Annotated in this window: 17 protein-coding genes; 11 read left to right on the top strand and 6 right to left on the bottom strand. The window is 66.9% G+C overall.

Translation table 11 applies throughout. From position 1 onward, the window contains the following. Window positions 1-110: 110 nt before the first annotated feature. A complete protein-coding gene (locus ACJH6J_RS25840) occupies window positions 111-1,430 on the bottom strand; it encodes an ISL3 family transposase (protein ID WP_073698465.1) in 1,320 nt (439 codons plus the stop codon). A 422-nt stretch (window positions 1,431-1,852) separates the two neighbouring features. On the opposite strand from ACJH6J_RS25840, the gene ACJH6J_RS25835 reads away from it, so the two are divergent. From ACJH6J_RS25835 to ACJH6J_RS25810, 6 genes are all read left to right on the top strand, one after another. Further along, on the top strand, window positions 1,853-2,380 hold the full coding sequence (locus tag ACJH6J_RS25835; protein ID WP_244872674.1) for a hypothetical protein: 528 nt from the start codon (window positions 1,853-1,855) through the stop codon (window positions 2,378-2,380). Window positions 2,381-2,403: 23 nt separating this feature from the next. Beyond that, window positions 2,404-3,102 (top strand): sensor domain-containing protein, encoded by a 699-nt coding sequence (locus ACJH6J_RS25830; RefSeq protein ID WP_244872673.1) that lies wholly within the window; start codon window positions 2,404-2,406, stop codon window positions 3,100-3,102. A gap of 63 nt (window positions 3,103-3,165) precedes the next feature. After that, a complete protein-coding gene (locus ACJH6J_RS25825; RefSeq protein WP_406804746.1) occupies window positions 3,166-3,606 on the top strand; it encodes an SRPBCC family protein in 441 nt (146 codons plus the stop codon). Between the two features lie 47 nt (window positions 3,607-3,653). Next, window positions 3,654-4,733 (top strand): CaiB/BaiF CoA-transferase family protein, encoded by a 1,080-nt coding sequence (locus ACJH6J_RS25820; RefSeq protein WP_226520599.1) that lies wholly within the window; start codon window positions 3,654-3,656, stop codon window positions 4,731-4,733. 64 nt (window positions 4,734-4,797) lie between these two features. Then, window positions 4,798-5,235, top strand: a complete 438-nt coding sequence (locus ACJH6J_RS25815) for an SRPBCC family protein (protein ID WP_064857835.1) — start codon at window positions 4,798-4,800, stop codon at window positions 5,233-5,235. Window positions 5,236-5,262: 27 nt separating this feature from the next. Next, complete coding sequence (locus ACJH6J_RS25810; RefSeq protein WP_406804745.1) at window positions 5,263-5,973, top strand: GntR family transcriptional regulator; 711 nt, start codon at window positions 5,263-5,265, stop codon at window positions 5,971-5,973. Between the two features lie 48 nt (window positions 5,974-6,021). Here the strand turns inward: ACJH6J_RS25810 and ACJH6J_RS25805 are convergent, their stop codons facing one another. After that, on the bottom strand, window positions 6,022-7,182 hold the full coding sequence (locus ACJH6J_RS25805; RefSeq protein ID WP_406804748.1) for a pyridoxal phosphate-dependent aminotransferase: 1,161 nt from the start codon (window positions 7,180-7,182) through the stop codon (window positions 6,022-6,024). Between the two features lie 11 nt (window positions 7,183-7,193). Continuing rightward, complete coding sequence (locus ACJH6J_RS25800) at window positions 7,194-7,694, bottom strand: DUF2834 domain-containing protein (RefSeq protein WP_071286737.1); 501 nt, start codon at window positions 7,692-7,694, stop codon at window positions 7,194-7,196. A gap of 70 nt (window positions 7,695-7,764) precedes the next feature. Between ACJH6J_RS25800 and ACJH6J_RS25795 the strand changes: the two genes are divergently transcribed. The 5 genes from ACJH6J_RS25795 (at window position 7,765) to ACJH6J_RS25775 (ending at window position 13,100) form a co-directional block, all read left to right on the top strand. Beyond that, window positions 7,765-8,349 (top strand): TetR/AcrR family transcriptional regulator, encoded by a 585-nt coding sequence (locus tag ACJH6J_RS25795; RefSeq protein WP_073697788.1) that lies wholly within the window; start codon window positions 7,765-7,767, stop codon window positions 8,347-8,349. 60 nt (window positions 8,350-8,409) lie between these two features. Next, on the top strand, window positions 8,410-9,960 hold the full coding sequence (locus ACJH6J_RS25790) for an NAD(P)/FAD-dependent oxidoreductase (RefSeq protein WP_071286735.1): 1,551 nt from the start codon (window positions 8,410-8,412) through the stop codon (window positions 9,958-9,960). A 65-nt stretch (window positions 9,961-10,025) separates the two neighbouring features. Then, window positions 10,026-10,727 carry a GntR family transcriptional regulator gene (locus ACJH6J_RS25785; RefSeq protein WP_071286734.1) on the top strand — a complete coding sequence of 234 codons (702 nt, stop codon included), beginning with the start codon at window positions 10,026-10,028 and terminating at the stop codon, window positions 10,725-10,727. Between the two features lie 83 nt (window positions 10,728-10,810). After that, window positions 10,811-12,358 (top strand): NCS1 family nucleobase:cation symporter-1, encoded by a 1,548-nt coding sequence (locus tag ACJH6J_RS25780; RefSeq protein ID WP_406776041.1) that lies wholly within the window; start codon window positions 10,811-10,813, stop codon window positions 12,356-12,358. 19 nt (window positions 12,359-12,377) lie between these two features. Then, a complete protein-coding gene (locus ACJH6J_RS25775; RefSeq protein WP_064857828.1) occupies window positions 12,378-13,100 on the top strand; it encodes an aspartate/glutamate racemase family protein in 723 nt (240 codons plus the stop codon). Here the strand turns inward: ACJH6J_RS25775 and puuE are convergent. From puuE to ACJH6J_RS25760, 3 genes are read right to left on the bottom strand one after another with little or no spacing between them, the layout of a single operon-like run. Then, window positions 13,097-13,999 carry an allantoinase PuuE gene (puuE, locus tag ACJH6J_RS25770; RefSeq protein ID WP_406804744.1) on the bottom strand — a complete coding sequence of 301 codons (903 nt, stop codon included), beginning with the start codon at window positions 13,997-13,999 and terminating at the stop codon, window positions 13,097-13,099. The two genes, ACJH6J_RS25775 and puuE, sit on opposite strands and share 4 nt — an antisense overlap. Next, on the bottom strand, window positions 13,996-14,958 hold the full coding sequence (gene alc, locus ACJH6J_RS25765; protein ID WP_406804743.1) for an allantoicase: 963 nt from the start codon (window positions 14,956-14,958) through the stop codon (window positions 13,996-13,998). The genes puuE and alc overlap by 4 nt, the downstream gene beginning before the upstream one ends. Next, complete coding sequence (locus tag ACJH6J_RS25760; RefSeq protein WP_406804742.1) at window positions 14,955-16,169, bottom strand: DUF6986 family protein; 1,215 nt, start codon at window positions 16,167-16,169, stop codon at window positions 14,955-14,957. Before ACJH6J_RS25760 ends, alc begins: the two co-directional genes overlap by 4 nt. Between the last annotated feature and the right edge of the window lie 101 nt (window positions 16,170-16,270).

Genomic DNA, 16,270 nt, shown 5'->3' with positions numbered 1-16,270 from the left:
ACGAGCACGCCCACTACAGCGCCCTCGACCGAGAGCGTCAACCCGTATAGCAGCGGCGGAAAACCTGGGGCGGTTCAACTGGCTGGGTTGCCAGACGGTTAACGGGCTCTTCATGATTGACGGTGTAGTTGGGGTCTGAATCCGCCGGTTTCGAGTAGGGATCGGGCGATGTAGTGGGTGAGGTTGCGAAAGCCCAGGGCGGAGCCACGGAGGTGTTCGAGACGGCCGTTGATCGCTTCGGTCGGTCCGTTGCTGGTGCCGGGCCGGTCGAAATAGGCCAGCACATCGACAGCCCGCTTGGTCAGTGTGCGTCCGAGGGTGATCAGCTCGGTCAGCGGTTTGGGAACGCCGGCGCTCAGCGTGTCGATCAGCGCCGCCATCATGGCTCGGCCTTTCGTGCGGTCGGGTTCGCGGTAGGCGGCCACGGCGCGTTGGTACATGTGCCAGGTCGCTTCGACCTCCACATGAATGTCGCCGGTGAACAAGGCTGCCAGCCGGGCTTTCTGGCGGTCGGTGAGCAGATCGACGCCGGTGTGCAGGGTGCGTCGGCAGGCATAGAGCGGGTCGGTCTTGCGGCCGCGGTGCCCACACGTGGCCACCTGGATACGGCGGCGGCAGTCGTCGAGAGCGTTGCCGGACAACCTCACCACGTGGAAGGGATCCATCACCGTGGCTGCCTCAGGAAGTTCTTCGGTGGTGGCGGTCTTGAACCCGGAGAAGCCGTCCATGGCAACAACTTCGACACCGTCGCGCCAGGGCTGGGGTCGCTCGGACAGCCAGTCGGCGAACGCCTTCTTGGAGCGGCCTTCGACCATGTCGAGCAGCCGGGCAGGGCCGGTCTGGTCGTGGACCGGGGTGAGGTCGATGATCACGGTGACGTACTTGTCGCCGCGACGGGTGTGCCGCCACACGTGCTCATCGACGCCGATCACCCGCACGCCGTTGAAGCGGGCCGGATCGGCGATCAGCACTCGCTGCCCTTCGGCCAGGACGGCGTTGTTGGCGGTGTTCCACGACACCGCCAGCGCTTCGGCGACGCGAGCCACGGTCAGGTGTTGGCAGACAATCGCTTTCAAGGCCCACTGCAACGCACGCCGGGACAGCTTGGCGCGTGGTTCGGCGGCGTTGCCGAGGTCTTGGCGCCACACATGGGCACAGCCGGCGCAGCGGTAGCGGCGGAGGGTGACCAGCAAGGTGGTGGGCCGCCACCCGAATGGTTCGTGGGCAAGCTCGCGTGTCACGCTGTCGCGGCTGACGCCTCGCTCGCCGCAGCGGCGGCACCACGAGTCGTCGTCGCTGACCCGGCATGCCAATACCGCACGATCGGGGTGCAGTTGCTGGCCGGTCACCTCCAACCCGAGGTCGTCGAGGCGGCAGAAAGTAGTCAGGTCAGCGCGGGCGAAGCCCGCCCGACCGGTAGCGTCAGGCACGTCGAGGTCTTTCGGATGAGGCGTGTAGGAACCTTCATCTTCGAGAGACCTCGACCCCTATCCCGGCAACGACGCGCCGATGACCTCTACACCCTCAACTGCGAAGAGCCGGTTAACGGACTGCAAAAACTTGCCCTTGCGTTATCAACCAGTGGGCAACACCGGAATATGCGTGTATTGCTGGAGTCATTTGTCGTGGTAGCCGGCTATTGAATGCCCAGTTCGGCGAGTGTGATCTGGGTCATTGGTCCAGTAGTGAAATACAACCGACGGAGATTGGAAATCGCCGGTTCGTCTTGTGTTAACCAACTGGCCATGTACACGTCTGACCGTGAGAGGGTCGAACGCCGAGCGTCCGTCATTGCCGGGTGACTCATGTCCGGTGGACGCGGCAATCGCACCGAATGACTTGGAGGAAAACGGTGAAGTCTTCACGCACCTGGGTACGTCTGGTTGTCGCATCTGCTGCCGTCTTCGGCGCAGGGGCGATGTACCTGCCCACCGCTGCGGCCGACGATGAAGCCGGGCCGGTCGGCCCGATCGATGCCGGCGCCGGGGTGCAGTCGACGGGCGTGACGTCGTCGAACGCCGACCCGGCCGCGGTCGCCGCGTGCTCGCAGTTCGCGACCGCGCTCGACAGTGCGGCCTCGGGCTACGAGGGCTTCGCCGACAGCCTCGACGCCAACGACCCCTACGTCCACCAGAGCAATGTGGCCGGCCGGACCACTCTGCGGCAGTCCTCGGCGGTCGCGATGGATGCCGCGAACACCCCGGGCCTGAACCCGGCAATCGCCGACCCCATGCGGTCCTGGTCGTACGGCGCCGCCAAGCTGCTCGTGAAGATGGGCATCGGCATGACGGGCGGCAGCCTCGACGACACGGCAACCCAGGTCAACACCAACGCCGAGGCCGTCCAGCGCGAGTGCGCCGCGGCCGGTACCCACGCCTGAGCGCGCCGGTATATAAGGAATACGTGAAGCGACACGCCTTCGGCGTCGCCGTGCTGTGCCTGGCGCTGGCCGCCTGCGGTGGCAAGACCGGTACGCCGACACCCGCGACCCCGTCCGTCGTTGCCGAGTCCAGCATGGACAGCCTGCTGCTGACGCCGGACGAGATGAACAAGACGATGGGCACGACCGGGATGGTGGGCCGTCCGCCGAAAGACGGGATGGACGACCACCGCAACCTGCTGCCGAACCTGAACTGCCTCGGCGTCTGGCAGATCGACGAGTCCGTCATCTACTCCAAGGACGGCAAGGATCTCAAGAGCGGCCAGGACTGGAAGGCCGTGCGGCAGCAGACGTTGCAGGTCCCTGACAGTGACCAATGGGACTACCTGGCAGCGCAGTCGGTCGTCTACTACCCGACATCCGACGCGGCCCGAAACTTCTTCAACCTGTCGGCCGCGCGGTGGGCCAAGTGCACCAACCACCATGTCAACATCCGGCTCAACGACAAGCCGTTGCCGAAGTGGCTGTCGGGCGACCTGGAGCGCACCGACACCAAACTGGCGATGCCCATCACGCGTGGCACCGGGCCCGAAACCCGTTGGTGCCAACACGTTCTCCAGCGCGTCGAGAACCTGATCATCGATGTCGAAGCATGCACGCCCAAGGCGCCGGTGACGGCGGCCGCCGACATCGCCACGAAGATCCAGTCGAACATCCACTGACGGTCGTCCCGCTGGTTGCACCATCTGGTCACGGCGCGTGGTCCCGTGGTCTATGGTCGCGCCATGGCAGTCAGCGCGTCGCACGAAGTGACCATCGAGGCAACCCCTGAAGAGATCATGGATGTCATCGCAGATCTTGCGCAGACACCCGTGTGGTCGCCGCAGTACACCAAGGCCGAGGTCCTGGACACCTACGAGAACGGCCGGCCGAAGCAGGCCAAGATGACCATCAAGGCCGCCGGCATGGCCGACGACCAGATCCTCGAATACACCTGGACCGACCTGACGGGCAGCTGGGTGCTGATCAGGTCGTCGTCGCTGAAGAAGCAGGAAGCCAAGTACACGCTGACCCCCGCCGGCAACAAGACCAAGGTGAAGTTCGAGATCACCGTCGACCCGGTGGTGCCGATCCCCGGCTTCCTGCTCAAGCGCAGCGTCAGCGGGGGCGCCGAGACCGCCACCGAGGGACTGAAAAAGTTCATGGCGAAGAACAAGAAGAGCTGACGCACACCGGGATTCAGCCTCGTCGACCCATGGGCTAACGTCGCGGGATGACGAATGCGGGGCCACTGGCCGGAGTCAAGGTGATCGAACTCGGCGGGATCGGCCCCGGGCCGCACACCGCCATGATGCTGGCCGACCTCGGCGCCGACGTGGTGCGGGTCCGTCGTCCCGGCGGGCTGACCATGCCTGCCGAGAACGTCGACCTGCTGCACCGCGGCAAGCGGATCGTCGACCTGGACGTCAAGTCCGACCCGGCCGCGCTGCTCGCGCTGGCCGCGAAAGCCGATGTGCTGCTTGACTGTTTCCGCCCCGGGACCTGCGAGCGGCTCGGTATCGGGCCGGCCGAGTGCGAGGCCGTCAACCCGCGCCTGATCTTCGCCCGCATCACCGGCTGGGGCCAGGACGGGCCGCTCGCGCAGACCGCGGGTCACGACATCAACTACCTGTCGCAGACCGGCGCGCTGTCGGCCATCGGTTACCGCGACCGGCCGCCGGTGGCACCCCTGAACCTGGTCGCCGACTTCGGCGGCGGCTCGATGCTGGTGCTGATCGGCATCGTGACGGCGCTGTACGAACGCGAACAGTCCGGCCGCGGCCAGGTGGTTGACGCCGCGATGGTCGACGGTGTCAGCATGCTCGCCCAGATGATGTGGACCATGAAGTCCACCGGCGTGATGAAGGACCAGCGTGAGTCGTTCCTGCTGGACGGCGGCGCCCCGTACTACCGCGTGTACGAGACTTCGGACGGCGGCTACATGGCGGTCGGTTCGATCGAGCCGCAGTTCTTCGCCCAGCTACTTGTGGGGCTCGGCCTCGACCCCGCCGAGGTGCCCAATCAGTTCGATCTCGCGCGCTACGACGAGATGCGCGACATCTTTGCTGCCCGGTTCGCGAGCCGGACCCGCGCGCAGTGGTCCGAGACGTTCGCCGGGACCGACGCGTGCGTCACGCCCGTGCTCAGTTGGACCGAGGCCGCGGCCGGCGACCACCTCCGAGCGAGGTCGACGATCGTCACCGTCGGCGGTGTCGATCAGGCCGCCCCGGCGCCCCGCTTCTCCCGGACCCCGTCGGGCCCGGTCGGCGCCCCGCCGCAGCAGACCACCCCGATCGACGAAGTCGGTTGGTAACAGTTGCGAAGTTAGCTGGCGCATTCTCTACCCGAGGCCGGTGGAGAGGACTAAATTTGCCCTTATGGCAGTTATGGCGTCCCGAGAGCTGGTGATCGACGCCTCGCCCGAAGCCATCATGGATGCGCTGGCCGACATGGACGAGGCGTCGCAATGGCGCAGCTTGCACCGGGAACTACAGGTAATGGATCGGTATCCCGACGGTCGTCCTCACCACGTCAAAGCGACCGTCAAGATCATGGGCATCACCGACAAGGAGCTCCTGGAGTACCACTGGGGTGATGACTGGATGGTGTGGGACGCGGCCGACACCTTCCAGCAGCGCGGGCAGCATGCCGAGTACAAATTGACTCGCGAGGGCGACCGGACGCGGGTGCGGTTCGACATCATCGTGGACGTCGTCGCCCCGATTCCCGAGTTCTTGTTGCGCCGTGCCCGCAAACTGGTGCTCGATGCTGCAGTCGACCGATTGCGGGCCCGCGTGACCCGTCTCTACGGCTAGTCCACACTCTGTCGATAGGGAGCTCGTATGGCAGACCGACCACCTTCTCCGCTGTTGGAGAAGCTGGTGGTGGTGCGGCATGGGGGGCCGCAGCAGACCGTGGTGACAGAGCTGCGCCGGGTGATCCTGCGTGGTGACGCGCCGCCCGGAACCCCGGTGCCGCTGACCGACGTCGCCGAGCTGTTCGGCGTGAGCCACATCCCCGTGCGCGAGGCGCTCAAGACGCTGATCAGCGAGGGTCTGGTGACGCACCGGCCCAACTCGGGGTACGCCGTCGCCCGGATGACGAAGCAGGAGCTGCACGAGATGTACCTCGTGCGTGCGGCGCTGGAGGGCGCGGCGCTGGCGATCGCCGCGGAGAAGGCCACCGACTACGAGCGGGCCGTCGCTATCGAAGTCAATGACCGGATGGCGCAGGCGATCACGGACGGCGACGGCGCGGCGTTCCAGCGGGAGAGCCGCAACTTCCACATGGCGCTGGTGCGCCCGTCCGGCATGCATCGGCTGCTGCACATTCTCGAGATGTCCTGGAACATGATCGAACCCGTGCAGGCGATGATGCATGTGACGCCGGACGACCGGGCCAAGCTCAACGGCGATCACGAGGAGATGCTCGAGGCCTTCCTGGCGCGGGATACCGAGCGGCTCAGTGCAATCGCGCAGCGCCACAACGACAGCGTCGACGTCGCGATCGGGACCCTGCCCACCGACACCGGGCTGCTCACGCAGGATTCCTAGCGATTTGTGCACGATTTTCCGCGGTGGGCGCGGATTTTCGTGCACAAATCACAGGGTGCGGAGGCGGCTGATGGCCTCGTCGAGGGTGTCGTCGCGCTTGCAGAAGGCGAACCGCACCAGGTGGTTCCAGCCGGCCGAGTCGGGGGAGTCCGGATCGAGGAACGCCGACATCGGGATGGCGGCGACGCCGACCCGCTCGGGCAGCCCGGCGCAGAACGCGGTGCTGTCGTCATATCCCAGCGGGCGGGGATCGGCGCACAGGAAGTAGGTGCCGAAGCTGTCGTGCACGTCGAAGCCGATGTCGGTCAGGGCGCCGGCCAACCGATCCCGCTTGCCGCGGTAGGACTTTCGTAGCGCCGCGACCCAGGCGTCCTCGTGGTCCAGCGCGTGCGCGACGGCCGGCTGGAACGGCGCGCCACCGACGTACGTCAGGTACTGCTTGGCGGCGCGCACCCCGGCGATCAGGTCAGCCGGCCCACATGCCCAACCGATCTTCCAGCCGGTGCAGTTGAACATCTTGGCGGCGCTGGAGATGGTGACGGTGCGCTCGGCCATGCCGGGGTACCCGGCGAGCGGCCGGTGCTGATGACCGTCGAACGTCAGCTGCTCGTAGACCTCGTCGGTGATGACCAGCAGGTCATGCTCGATGGCGAGGGCGGCGATGGCCGTCAGCTCGTCGTGGCTCGCGACCATGCCGGTCGGGTTCTGCGGCGAGTTGAGGATCAGCGCACGGGTCTGCGGCGTGATGGCGGCACGGAGCCGGTCGATGTCGATGGCGAAGCCGTGGTTGTCGGGTGCCAATGGAACGACGACGCGCCGGCAGCCGGCCATGGCGATCACCGGGGAGTAGGAGTCGTAGAACGGCGCGATGATCAGGACGTCGGATCCTGGCTCGACCAGGCCGATCACGGCCGCGGCGATGGCCTCGGTGCCGCCGACGGTGACGAGCACCTCGGTGTCCGGGTCGTAGTCGATGCCGTAGTGCCGTGTGCGCTGGGCCGCGATGGCCTGGCGCAGCGCGGGGATGCCCGGGCCGGGCGGGTACTGGTTCACGCCGTCCGCGATGGCCTGCTGCGCCACCGCCAGCATCGGTGCCGGGCCGTCCTCGTCGGGAAAGCCCTGGCCGAGGTTGACGGCGCCGACCCGTGCGGCCAGCGCCGACATCTCGGCGAAGATGGTGGAGGCGTAGGGCCGCAGGCGGGCGACCATCCCCGGTGGCGTCACCCCTGGATTGTCGCAGAACTCCTGACGTGGTCGACGGCGCGCTCGTGCCGCTGCTGCCGGGCGACGACGGCGAAGTAGAACGCCAGCGCGAAAGCACAACTGGTGAACAGGCTGCTGACGAAGAACAGCCAGGGGTGCCGGATGCCGCGTCGCAGCCCGTCGGCGATGCTGAACAGCGGTAGCAGGATGACGTTGATGATGGTGTAGTCCTGGCCCGCCGACGACGCCGCGGGGTTGACGAACATCAGGCGGATGTAGTCCGACCAGCTGCCCGGCCCGGTGATCGGATTGCCGCCCGGCGGTTGGTAATCCATGACGAATTTGGTGTTGAAGTAGTAGCCCAGCGCTATCGAGGCGATGCCGATCACGTAGTACGCCGACTCGAGTGCCGAGAACGCGGGTCCGTCGGCCGGCTTGCGGAAGACCGCGGGATTGAGCTTGACGATGAACGCAATGGTGATCAGTCCGAGGAGCGCGTGGACGATGAGCGAGACCATGTCAGCGGAGTCTGCTCGCCGCAGAATGTTTTGTCAATCATGACAAAACATTCTGCGGTACCGTACTGGGATGCCCCGGCCGCCGCAGACCGTACGTAGTGAGCGCACGCGCGAGGCGCTGCAACAGGCGGCGTTGGTCCGTTTCCTGGCGCAGGGTGTCGAGGGCACCACGGCCGAGGAGATCGCCGCCGACGCAGGTGTTTCGCTGCGCACGTTCTACCGGCACTTCACGTCCAAGCACGAGCTGCTGTTCGCCGACTACGACGCGGGTCTGCACTGGTTCCGCACCGCGCTGGCCGGACGGCCCGCCGACGAACCGGTGCTGGCGGCGGTGCAGGCCGCGATCTTCGCCTTCCCGTACGACTTTGGCGCCGTCACCAAGATCGCCGCGTTGCGCGAACAGGAACTCGACGCCGACCGGATCGTCAGCCACATCCGGCAGGTGGAGGCTGATTTCGCCGAAGCCATCGCCGAACACCTGGCGCGGTGTGGCAGGTCCGATGACCGGCTGCGCATCGCGGTGAGCTCGCGGACCATCGCTGCCGCGGTGTTCGGCGCGATGGAGGTGTGGATGTCGGGCGCGGAACGGTCACTGGCTGATCTGGCGCGCATGTGCCACCAGGCACTCGACCAGCTGGCGGCCGGGCCGGTCTGACCATCGCCGACAAGTTTTGTCATTGTTGCCAAAACTTTGTACGAGTGCGACTCTGCGGACATGGCGCAATTCGACGCGATCGTGGTGGGAGCGGGGCACAACGGGCTGGCTTCGGCGGTGATGCTGCAGAAGGCGGGCCTGCGCACGCTGTGTCTGGAAGCCAAGCTCTACTCCGGCGGCATGGCCTCCACCGTCGAACTGTTCGACGGGTTCAAGTTCGAGATCGCCGGGTCCGAGCAGTTCCCGACGGCGCTCAAGGTGAGTCAGGAGCTGGGCCTCGACGAGGTGCCGAGCGTCGAGCAGGAAGTCATGTCGGTCAACATGCGGGGGATCGGCGACGAGCCGTTGCTCTTCTACTCGGACCCCATGAAGCTGCTCACCCACATGAACGAGGTGCACGGCGCCGAAGCCGTCAACGGCATGGCCGGGCTGATGGCCTGGAGCATGGCGCCGGCGCGGGCCCTCGGCCGGTTCGATGCCGGGCTGCCGCCCAAGACCTACGACGAGATGTATGCCTGCGCCACAAACGAATTCGAGCGGTCGGCCATCACCGACATGCTCTTCGGCTCGGTGACCGACGTCCTCGACCGCTACCTGCCGGACAAGGACAAGCACGGCGCCATCCGCGGCATGCTGTCGGTGCTGGCGTGCAACTCCACCTACCGCGGCCCCGCCACCCCGGGCAGCGCCGCCGCGCTGGCCTTCGGCCTCGCCGTCCCGACCGATGGGGCGTCGTTGATGCGAAAGCTCAAGGGCGGCATCGGCGCACTGGGCAAGCACCTCGAGGACACTTTCGTCGCTCATGGCGGTGAGGTCCGGTTGCGCAGTGCGGTCGCGGCCATCACGGTCGCCGACGGCCGGGTCACCGGCGTACGCCTGGACGACGGCACCGAAATCGCTGCACCCGTGGTGGTTTCGTCACTCGCACCGTCATTGACCGTGGACCGGCTGCTCGGCGCCGCCGTGCCCGACGACGTCCGGTCCCGCTACACCCGCGTCGACCACCGCGGCAGCTACCTGCAGATGCACTTCGCGCTCGACGGCACCCCGGAGTTCGCCGAACCCTACGAAATCCTGAACAACCCCGAATTACAGGGAACCATCGGTCTTTTCAGTACGCCCGAGGAATTGCAGCAGCAGTGGGAGGACAGCCGCCGGGGCATCGTGCCGGCCGATCCGTCCATCGCCTGGCAGATTCCGTCGGTGCTGGATCCCGAGCTGGCACCGCCCGGCAAGCACGCGTCGTCGGCGTTCGCGCTGTGGTTCCCGGTCGAAGGCGGCGGTGACTATGGCTCGATGAAACGCGAGATGGGACAACGCGTCATCGACAAGATCACCCGCGTGGCACCCAACTTCGAGAAGCTCATCCTGCGGCACACGACGTTCACGCCGCGGCACATGGACCGGATGTTCGGTGCTCCCGGCGGCGACTACTGCCACGGCCTGATCCACCCCGAGCAGATGGGGCCCAACCGGCCCGGCCCGCGCGGGTATCTCGACCAGGAGCTGCCGGTCGAAGGCGTCTACCTGGGCGGCGCCGGCTGCCACGGCGGCCCGGCCGTCAACTTCATCCCGGGCTACAACGCCGCCCACGCCGTGCTTAACACGTGATTCGCTAACCAGGCCGAAACGTCACCGAAACCGGTTCGGCAACAACGCCGACCTACTGTGCGGATATGCGGCCCCACCGGCGTTCCGTCCTGCTCGGACAGCTGGTGGCGGATCGGGCCGCGCCGTCACAGCAAGGGGTGCTCAATGAACTGCGCCGTGCTGTCCTCGACGGCGGCGTGCCGCCCGGTACGCCGATCCCCTTGGCCGACGTGGCGGACGTGTTCGGCGTCAGCCAGATTCCGGTACGGGAGGCGCTGAAGACGCTCATCGGGGAGGGGCTGGTGGAGCACCGGCTCAACTTCGGTTACACCGTGGCCCTGCTGACGCCGCAGGAGCTCCGCGAAATGTACATCGTGCGTGAGGCTTTGGAGTCGGCGTCGCTGGGCGTCGCCGTGGCCAACGCCACCGATGCCGACCGCGCGGCCGCGGTCGCGGTCAATGTCAGGCTGCAGCAGGCGATTCGCGACGATGACGCGGGCGCTTACCACCGGCAGAGCCGGGAACTGCATGCCGCGCTCACCCGACCGTCGCGCATGTATCGGCTGCTGCACATGCTGGAGGCGGCGTGGAATGTCACCGAACCCGTGCAGTCGATGCTGCATGTCAGCCGTGACGACCGGGCGGACCTGCATGCGGATCATTGCGCGATGGTCGACGCGTTCGTCGCCGGTGACGCCGAGCGCCTGATCGCCGTCGCGGAAAACCATGCCGTCCGGCTCAACGCGGTGATCGCCAAACTGCCCACGGACACCGGGCTGCTGGCGTAGCGGCGAACATATATCTTTTCCGCAATTGCGGCATATCTCAGGGGAAACAGCAGGGAAACGTTGCTTTTTTAGCGTTTTCGAGCATGACTGACACCCTCGTTCCCAAGGACCTGACCCCACCGGGCGCGGTGATCGGCGCAGGTGACATCGTCGAGGCCGCCGGCCACCCCGTCGGCGGCGGCGTCATCAAACCGGATTACGACCCCAGACTGACCAATGAGGACCTGGCCCCGCTGGGCAAGCAGAGCTGGGGCTCGTACAACATCTTCGCGTTCTGGATGTCCGACGTGCACAGCGTCGGTGGCTATGTGACCGCGGGCAGCCTGTTCGCCCTCGGCCTGGCCAGTTGGCAGGTGCTTGTGGCACTGCTGATCGGCATCACCCTCGTCTACTTCCTGTGCAACCTGGTCGCCAAGCCCAGCCAGGTTGCCGGCGTGCCGTATCCGGTGATCTGTCGTACCGCATTCGGTGTGCTGGGGGCGAACATCCCGGCCGTCATCCGTGGACTGATCGCGGTGGCCTGGTACGGCATCCAGACCTACCTGGCGTCGGCCGCCCTGGATGTCGTGCTGCTCAAGCTGTTTCCGGGACTGGCCCCGTACGCCGACCTCGCCACCCACGGCTTCCTCGGTCTGCCGGTGCTGGGCTGGGCCAGCTTCCTGCTGCTGTGGGTGTTGCAGGCCTGCGTCTTCTGGCGCGGTATGGAGGCGATCCGCAGGTTCATCGACTTCTGCGGACCCGCCGTCTACGTCGTCATGTTCGTCCTGTGCGGTTACCTCATCTACAAAGCCGGCTGGGGCGCAATCGATCTCAACCTCGGCGAGGTCAAGTACACCGGCCTGGATTCGATTCCGGTGATGCTCGGCGCCATCGCGCTGGTGGTGTCCTACTTCTCCGGTCCGATGCTGAACTTCGGCGACTTCTCCCGCTACGGCAAGTCGTTCGCCGCGGTCAAGAAGGGCAACTTCCTCGGGCTGCCGGTCAACTTCCTGGTGTTCTCCGTGCTGGTGGTGGTCACCGCATCGCTGACGCTGCCGGTGTTCGGCGAACTGCTCACCGACCCCGTGCAGACCGTGGCCCGCATCGACAGCACCTTCGCAATAGTGCTGGGCGCGTTGACCTTCACCATCGCCACCATCGGCATCAACATCGTCGCCAACTTCATCAGCCCGGCGTTCGACTTCTCCAACGTCAGCCCGCAGCGCATCAGCTGGCGCGCCGGCGGCATGATCGCCGCGGTGGGCTCGGTTCTGATCACGCCGTGGAACCTCTACAACAACCCGGAGGTGATCCACTACACGCTGGAGACCCTGGGCGCCTTCATCGGACCGCTGTTCGGTGTGCTGCTCGCCGACTTCTACCTGGTGCGTAAGCAGAAGGTGGTCATCGACGACCTGTTCACCATGGCCGAGTCCGGAAAGTACTGGTACACCAAGGGCTACAACAAGGTCGCGGTCATCGCGACCGTGGCCGGCGCGGTGCTCGCGGCACTGCCGGTACTACTGGCGGGCAGTGTGTACGGCATGCACACCGCGGCCCAGTACAGCTGGTTCATCGGCTGTGGCGTCGCACTCGGTATCTACCGGTTACTGGCCGTCCGCGACCGGTTCGTCGCCGAGTCGGTGGCGTGACCGCACGGGAGTCCTTGGGATGAGCCAGATCTGGGTCATCAATCCCAACACCACAGAATCGATGACCGCTGGGATCGGCCGCTGCGCACAGGCAGTGGCCGGTCCCGGCGTCGATGTCGTCGCCGTGACGTCCGACTACGGCCCGCCCTCGATCGAAAGCCACTACGACGAGGCCATGAGCGTGCCGGGTCTGCTCGAGGCGATCCGGCGCGGCGAACAGGCCGGGGTCGACGGATATGTGATCGCGTGCTTCGGCGATCCGGGACTGGACGCGGCGCGGGAGGTCGCGGCCGGGCCCGTCATCGGCATCGCCGAGGCCGCCATGCAGACGGCCAGCCACCTCGGCCGGGGTTTCTCGGTGGTGACGACGTTGTCGCGCACCATGGGCCGCGCCGCCGATCTGGCGGAACGCTATGGGATGCAACGGTTCTGCCTGGGTATCCATGCCTGCGACATTCCGGTGCTCGACCTCGAGGCAGACCCGACGGCACGCAAGGTCATCACCGAGGCATGCCGCGATGCGTTGGAGTCCGACGGCTCCGACGCCATCGTCCTGGGGTGCGCGGGCATGGCCGAGATGTGCGCGGCCATCACGGCAGAACTCGGGGTGCCGGTGGTCGACGGGGTGAGCGCGGCGACGTTGACGGTGCAGGCATTGGTGCGGATGGGTCTGCGCACCGGCAAACGTGGCGAGTTCGCGACGCCGCCCGCCAAGCAGTACACCGCGCGGCGCGACGGCTAACCGGCCGGGTGCACGGCGCGCCAATGCTCGGCGATGTCGATGCGCCGGGCCAGCCACACCCGGTCATGACGCTGCACGTGGTCGAGGAATCGTTCCAGCGCCGCACTGCGGGCCGGGCGACCGACCAGGCGGCAGTGCAACCCGACCGAGAGCATCTTCGGGCTGCCGCCCAGACCCTCGGCATAGAGGACGTCGAACGCGTCACGCAGATGGGCGAAGAACTCCTCGCCGTTGGAAAAGCCTGCGGGAGAAGCGAAGCGCATGTCGTTGGTGTCGAGCGTGTACGGCACCACCAGATGGTCGGTCTCGGCCACCCGCACCCAGTACGGCAGATCGTCGGCGTAGGAGTCCGAGTCGTACACGAACCCGCCGTGCTGCACCACCAGCTCCCGCGTGTGCGGTGAGTCCCGGCCGGTGTACCAGCCCAGCGGCGCGGCGCCGGTGAGCTCGGTCAGGATGCGTACCGCCTCGGCCATGTGTGCACGTTCGGTGTCGCGGTCGGTCAGCTGGTAGGACTTCCACCGCAGGCCGTGGCAGGCGATCTCGTGCCCGAGTTCACCGAACGCGGCCAGCGCCTCCGGGTTGCGCTGCAAGGCCCGCGCCACCGCGAAGATGGTCAGCGGGACACCCCGTCGCTCGAAAATCCTGAGTATCCGCCACAATCCGGCGCGCGAGCCGTACTCGTAGAGCGACTCCATGCTCATGTGCCGGTTGGGGAACGCCTCGGCGGGCGTCATCTCGGACAGGAAGGTCTCCGACGCCGGATCCCCGTCGAGCACGTTGTTCTCGCCGCCCTCTTCGTAATTGAGGACGAACTGCACGGCGATGACGGCGCCGCCCGGCCACTGCGGGTCCGGCGGGGTGCGGCCATAGCCCACCAGGTCGCGTGGGTAACTCACGCGAGGTCCCCGAACAGCCGCAGCCGGGCCAGCCCGCCGTCCGGGTAGATGTCCAGTCGTGCCTCGGACACCACGTCAGCGGTGTCGATGAGGAAACGGTGCCGCGTGTCGGGCAGCAGGTCGGTGCGGGGCAGCAGATCGATCCACTGCCCGTCGGCGCGCAATCCGGTCAGCGCCGCGGCCCCGGGGCTGTTGCCGATGAAGTACGACGTGTCGATCTCGGCGAGCCGCACCCAGCCCGGTCCGGCCAGCCGGATGCGTACCCAGTCGTTGGCGTCGTCGCGACGGCGGGCGGTCTCCCAGCCGTCGCCCATCACCTGTGGTTGTCCGGGGAAGATGAGATTCTGCGGTGAGCTGTAGAAGCGATTCGAGGCGTCGAGCACCAGACCGCCGTTCTCCAGCGCCGCCAGGTCGACGGGGCCGACGCCGAGGAATCGCTTGTCCGGGCGGCCTTCCCCGTGCACGCGGAGTCGCGCCACCCCGCCGTCGGGAAAGATGTTGAGCCGCACATGCGTCCAGCGCTGTTCCGAGGACACCTCGAAATTGTTGCGGGTGTCGCCATACACGCGCGAGCGCTCGATGAGTGGAACCCAGCCGGGGTCCGCGGCCAGTTGTTCGGCTGTGGGGTAGCCGTCGACCTCGATGGCGTCGACCGAGACGGCCGGCGGGTAGTTGCCCTTGAACCATGCGGTGTCGACGACGACGCCGCGGATGACACCCGGCACCCCGAGCCGCACGATGGCCGTGTCGTGGCCGGCGTCGCGGCGTCGCCGGGTCTCCCACCCGTCGTAGATCTGGCCCTTGTGTCCGAACGATGCCGGCCGATATTGCGAGGGGCCGGGGGAGATGAGGTTCTCCTTCTCGGCGAACACTTCGTCGTTCGCCCAGATGACCGCGCCGCCGAGGCTCCGCAGCGCGAGGTCCGGCAACCAGGTGAAATCGGGCAGTGATTCAGTCATGACAGCTTTCGGTTCTTGAGGTTTCGTAGTACGTCGATGGTGGCACCAGGCGCGCCGTCAAGGACGTCGTCGGCGCCGAACGCGCCGCAGTCCAGCCCACGCAGCACCACGGCTGCCAACGCCTCTGCGGTCGCGGGTTCGTCGACGATCGGACCGCCGGTGCGGTCGAGGTAGGCCTGCAGCCGTGGCGCCGCGGCGGCCATGGCGGCACGGAAGAAGGTGAATGTGGCCAGCCAGCGCGTCACGAGATGGCCGGGGTGCATGTCCCAACCCTGGTAGAAACCGCGCTGGAGGGACCGGGTGACGAGCCGGTGATGGCGCCGGATCGCCTGCACCACTTGATCTTCGGTGCCGATCGGGGCCACCTGCGTCGAGCCGTCGGCGATCCAGACGCCGGTTTGCGCGGCGGCTGCCTGCATCACCGACTTGGCGTGGTCGGCCACCGGGTGATCGAGTGCCTGATGCTGCGGCGCGATACCGCAGGCGGCGCTGTAATCGTAGGTACCGTAATGCAATCCGCTGCATCGACCGTCGGCCAGGTGGATCGCGCGGGCGAGGGTCGCCGTGCCGTCGGGGCCCAGTACCGCCTGCGGGCTCTCGATCTGCAGCTCGAAGCGCAGTGCGTGATCGGCCAGGCCGTGTGCGGCCTCCAACGCCTCGCACAGCCAGACCGCCGCCGTGACCTGTTCTGCCGCACGCAGTTTGGGCACGGTGAAGACGAATCCGTCGATGGCGCCGGCGTCGAGTACCAATTCGAGGGTGCGCAGGGCGCGACGGCGCTCGGCGGTGGTCAGCCCCTTGATCCGAATCCCACTGTGGCTCAACCCGAGTGCGGGCAGTGTCACCGCGGCCCGCGCTGCGTCGTCGTCCTCCACGTCGTCACCGCGGTGGCCGTAGCCGTCCTCGAAATCCAGCCGCAGGTCGGCTATCGGAGCGGCGGTGAGCTGGTCGCGCACCAACGCCACCGTGGTCGGGTCGCCCAGTTCGGCGAAGACCTCCGGGTGCCGGTCCAGCAGTTCGAGCGCCGCCTGCCCCCACTGTGCAGGAGTATCGGGCGTCGCGTCGGCGGCGCTGACATAGACGGTGTGGATCGGCTGGGCGGCTGGGCCGACCCCAGGAAACCGTGCCGCGAGGTCGGCTTCGGCGCGGGACAACAGGGTGTCGATGCGCTCGAGGGCATCTGCCGGGATGCGATGGTGGGGGTCCGACACCTGCCTATCGTGCCGTGCTGACTCGATCTCAGCACGTCGAGCCTGAGCCGGTTTTGGTTAGCTGATCTAGTGTTGGCACTGCAACGTCGCAAAAGGAGTCC

It is taken from the genome of Mycobacterium sp. SMC-18 (assembly GCF_045310895.1).
Taxonomy (GTDB): domain Bacteria; phylum Actinomycetota; class Actinomycetes; order Mycobacteriales; family Mycobacteriaceae; genus Mycobacterium.
Note: the sequence above shows the minus strand (reverse complement) of the source record. Positions and strands in the feature narration are given on the sequence as shown.

Coding starts and splice junctions, on each gene's coding strand:
- ACJH6J_RS25775 (WP_064857828.1), top strand. CDS start 12,378: ATGAGCCAGATCTGGGTCATCAATCCCAACACCACAGAATCGATGACC.
- ACJH6J_RS25820 (WP_226520599.1), top strand. CDS start 3,654: ATGACGAATGCGGGGCCACTGGCCGGAGTCAAGGTGATCGAACTCGGC.
- ACJH6J_RS25810 (WP_406804745.1), top strand. CDS start 5,263: ATGGCAGACCGACCACCTTCTCCGCTGTTGGAGAAGCTGGTGGTGGTG.
- ACJH6J_RS25825 (WP_406804746.1), top strand. CDS start 3,166: ATGGCAGTCAGCGCGTCGCACGAAGTGACCATCGAGGCAACCCCTGAA.
- ACJH6J_RS25790 (WP_071286735.1), top strand. CDS start 8,410: ATGGCGCAATTCGACGCGATCGTGGTGGGAGCGGGGCACAACGGGCTG.
- ACJH6J_RS25795 (WP_073697788.1), top strand. CDS start 7,765: ATGCCCCGGCCGCCGCAGACCGTACGTAGTGAGCGCACGCGCGAGGCG.
- ACJH6J_RS25785 (WP_071286734.1), top strand. CDS start 10,026: ATGCGGCCCCACCGGCGTTCCGTCCTGCTCGGACAGCTGGTGGCGGAT.
- ACJH6J_RS25805 (WP_406804748.1), bottom strand. CDS start 7,182: ATGGTCGCCCGCCTGCGGCCCTACGCCTCCACCATCTTCGCCGAGATG.
- ACJH6J_RS25780 (WP_406776041.1), top strand. CDS start 10,811: ATGACTGACACCCTCGTTCCCAAGGACCTGACCCCACCGGGCGCGGTG.
- ACJH6J_RS25800 (WP_071286737.1), bottom strand. CDS start 7,694: ATGGTCTCGCTCATCGTCCACGCGCTCCTCGGACTGATCACCATTGCG.
- alc (WP_406804743.1), bottom strand. CDS start 14,958: ATGACTGAATCACTGCCCGATTTCACCTGGTTGCCGGACCTCGCGCTG.
- ACJH6J_RS25815 (WP_064857835.1), top strand. CDS start 4,798: ATGGCAGTTATGGCGTCCCGAGAGCTGGTGATCGACGCCTCGCCCGAA.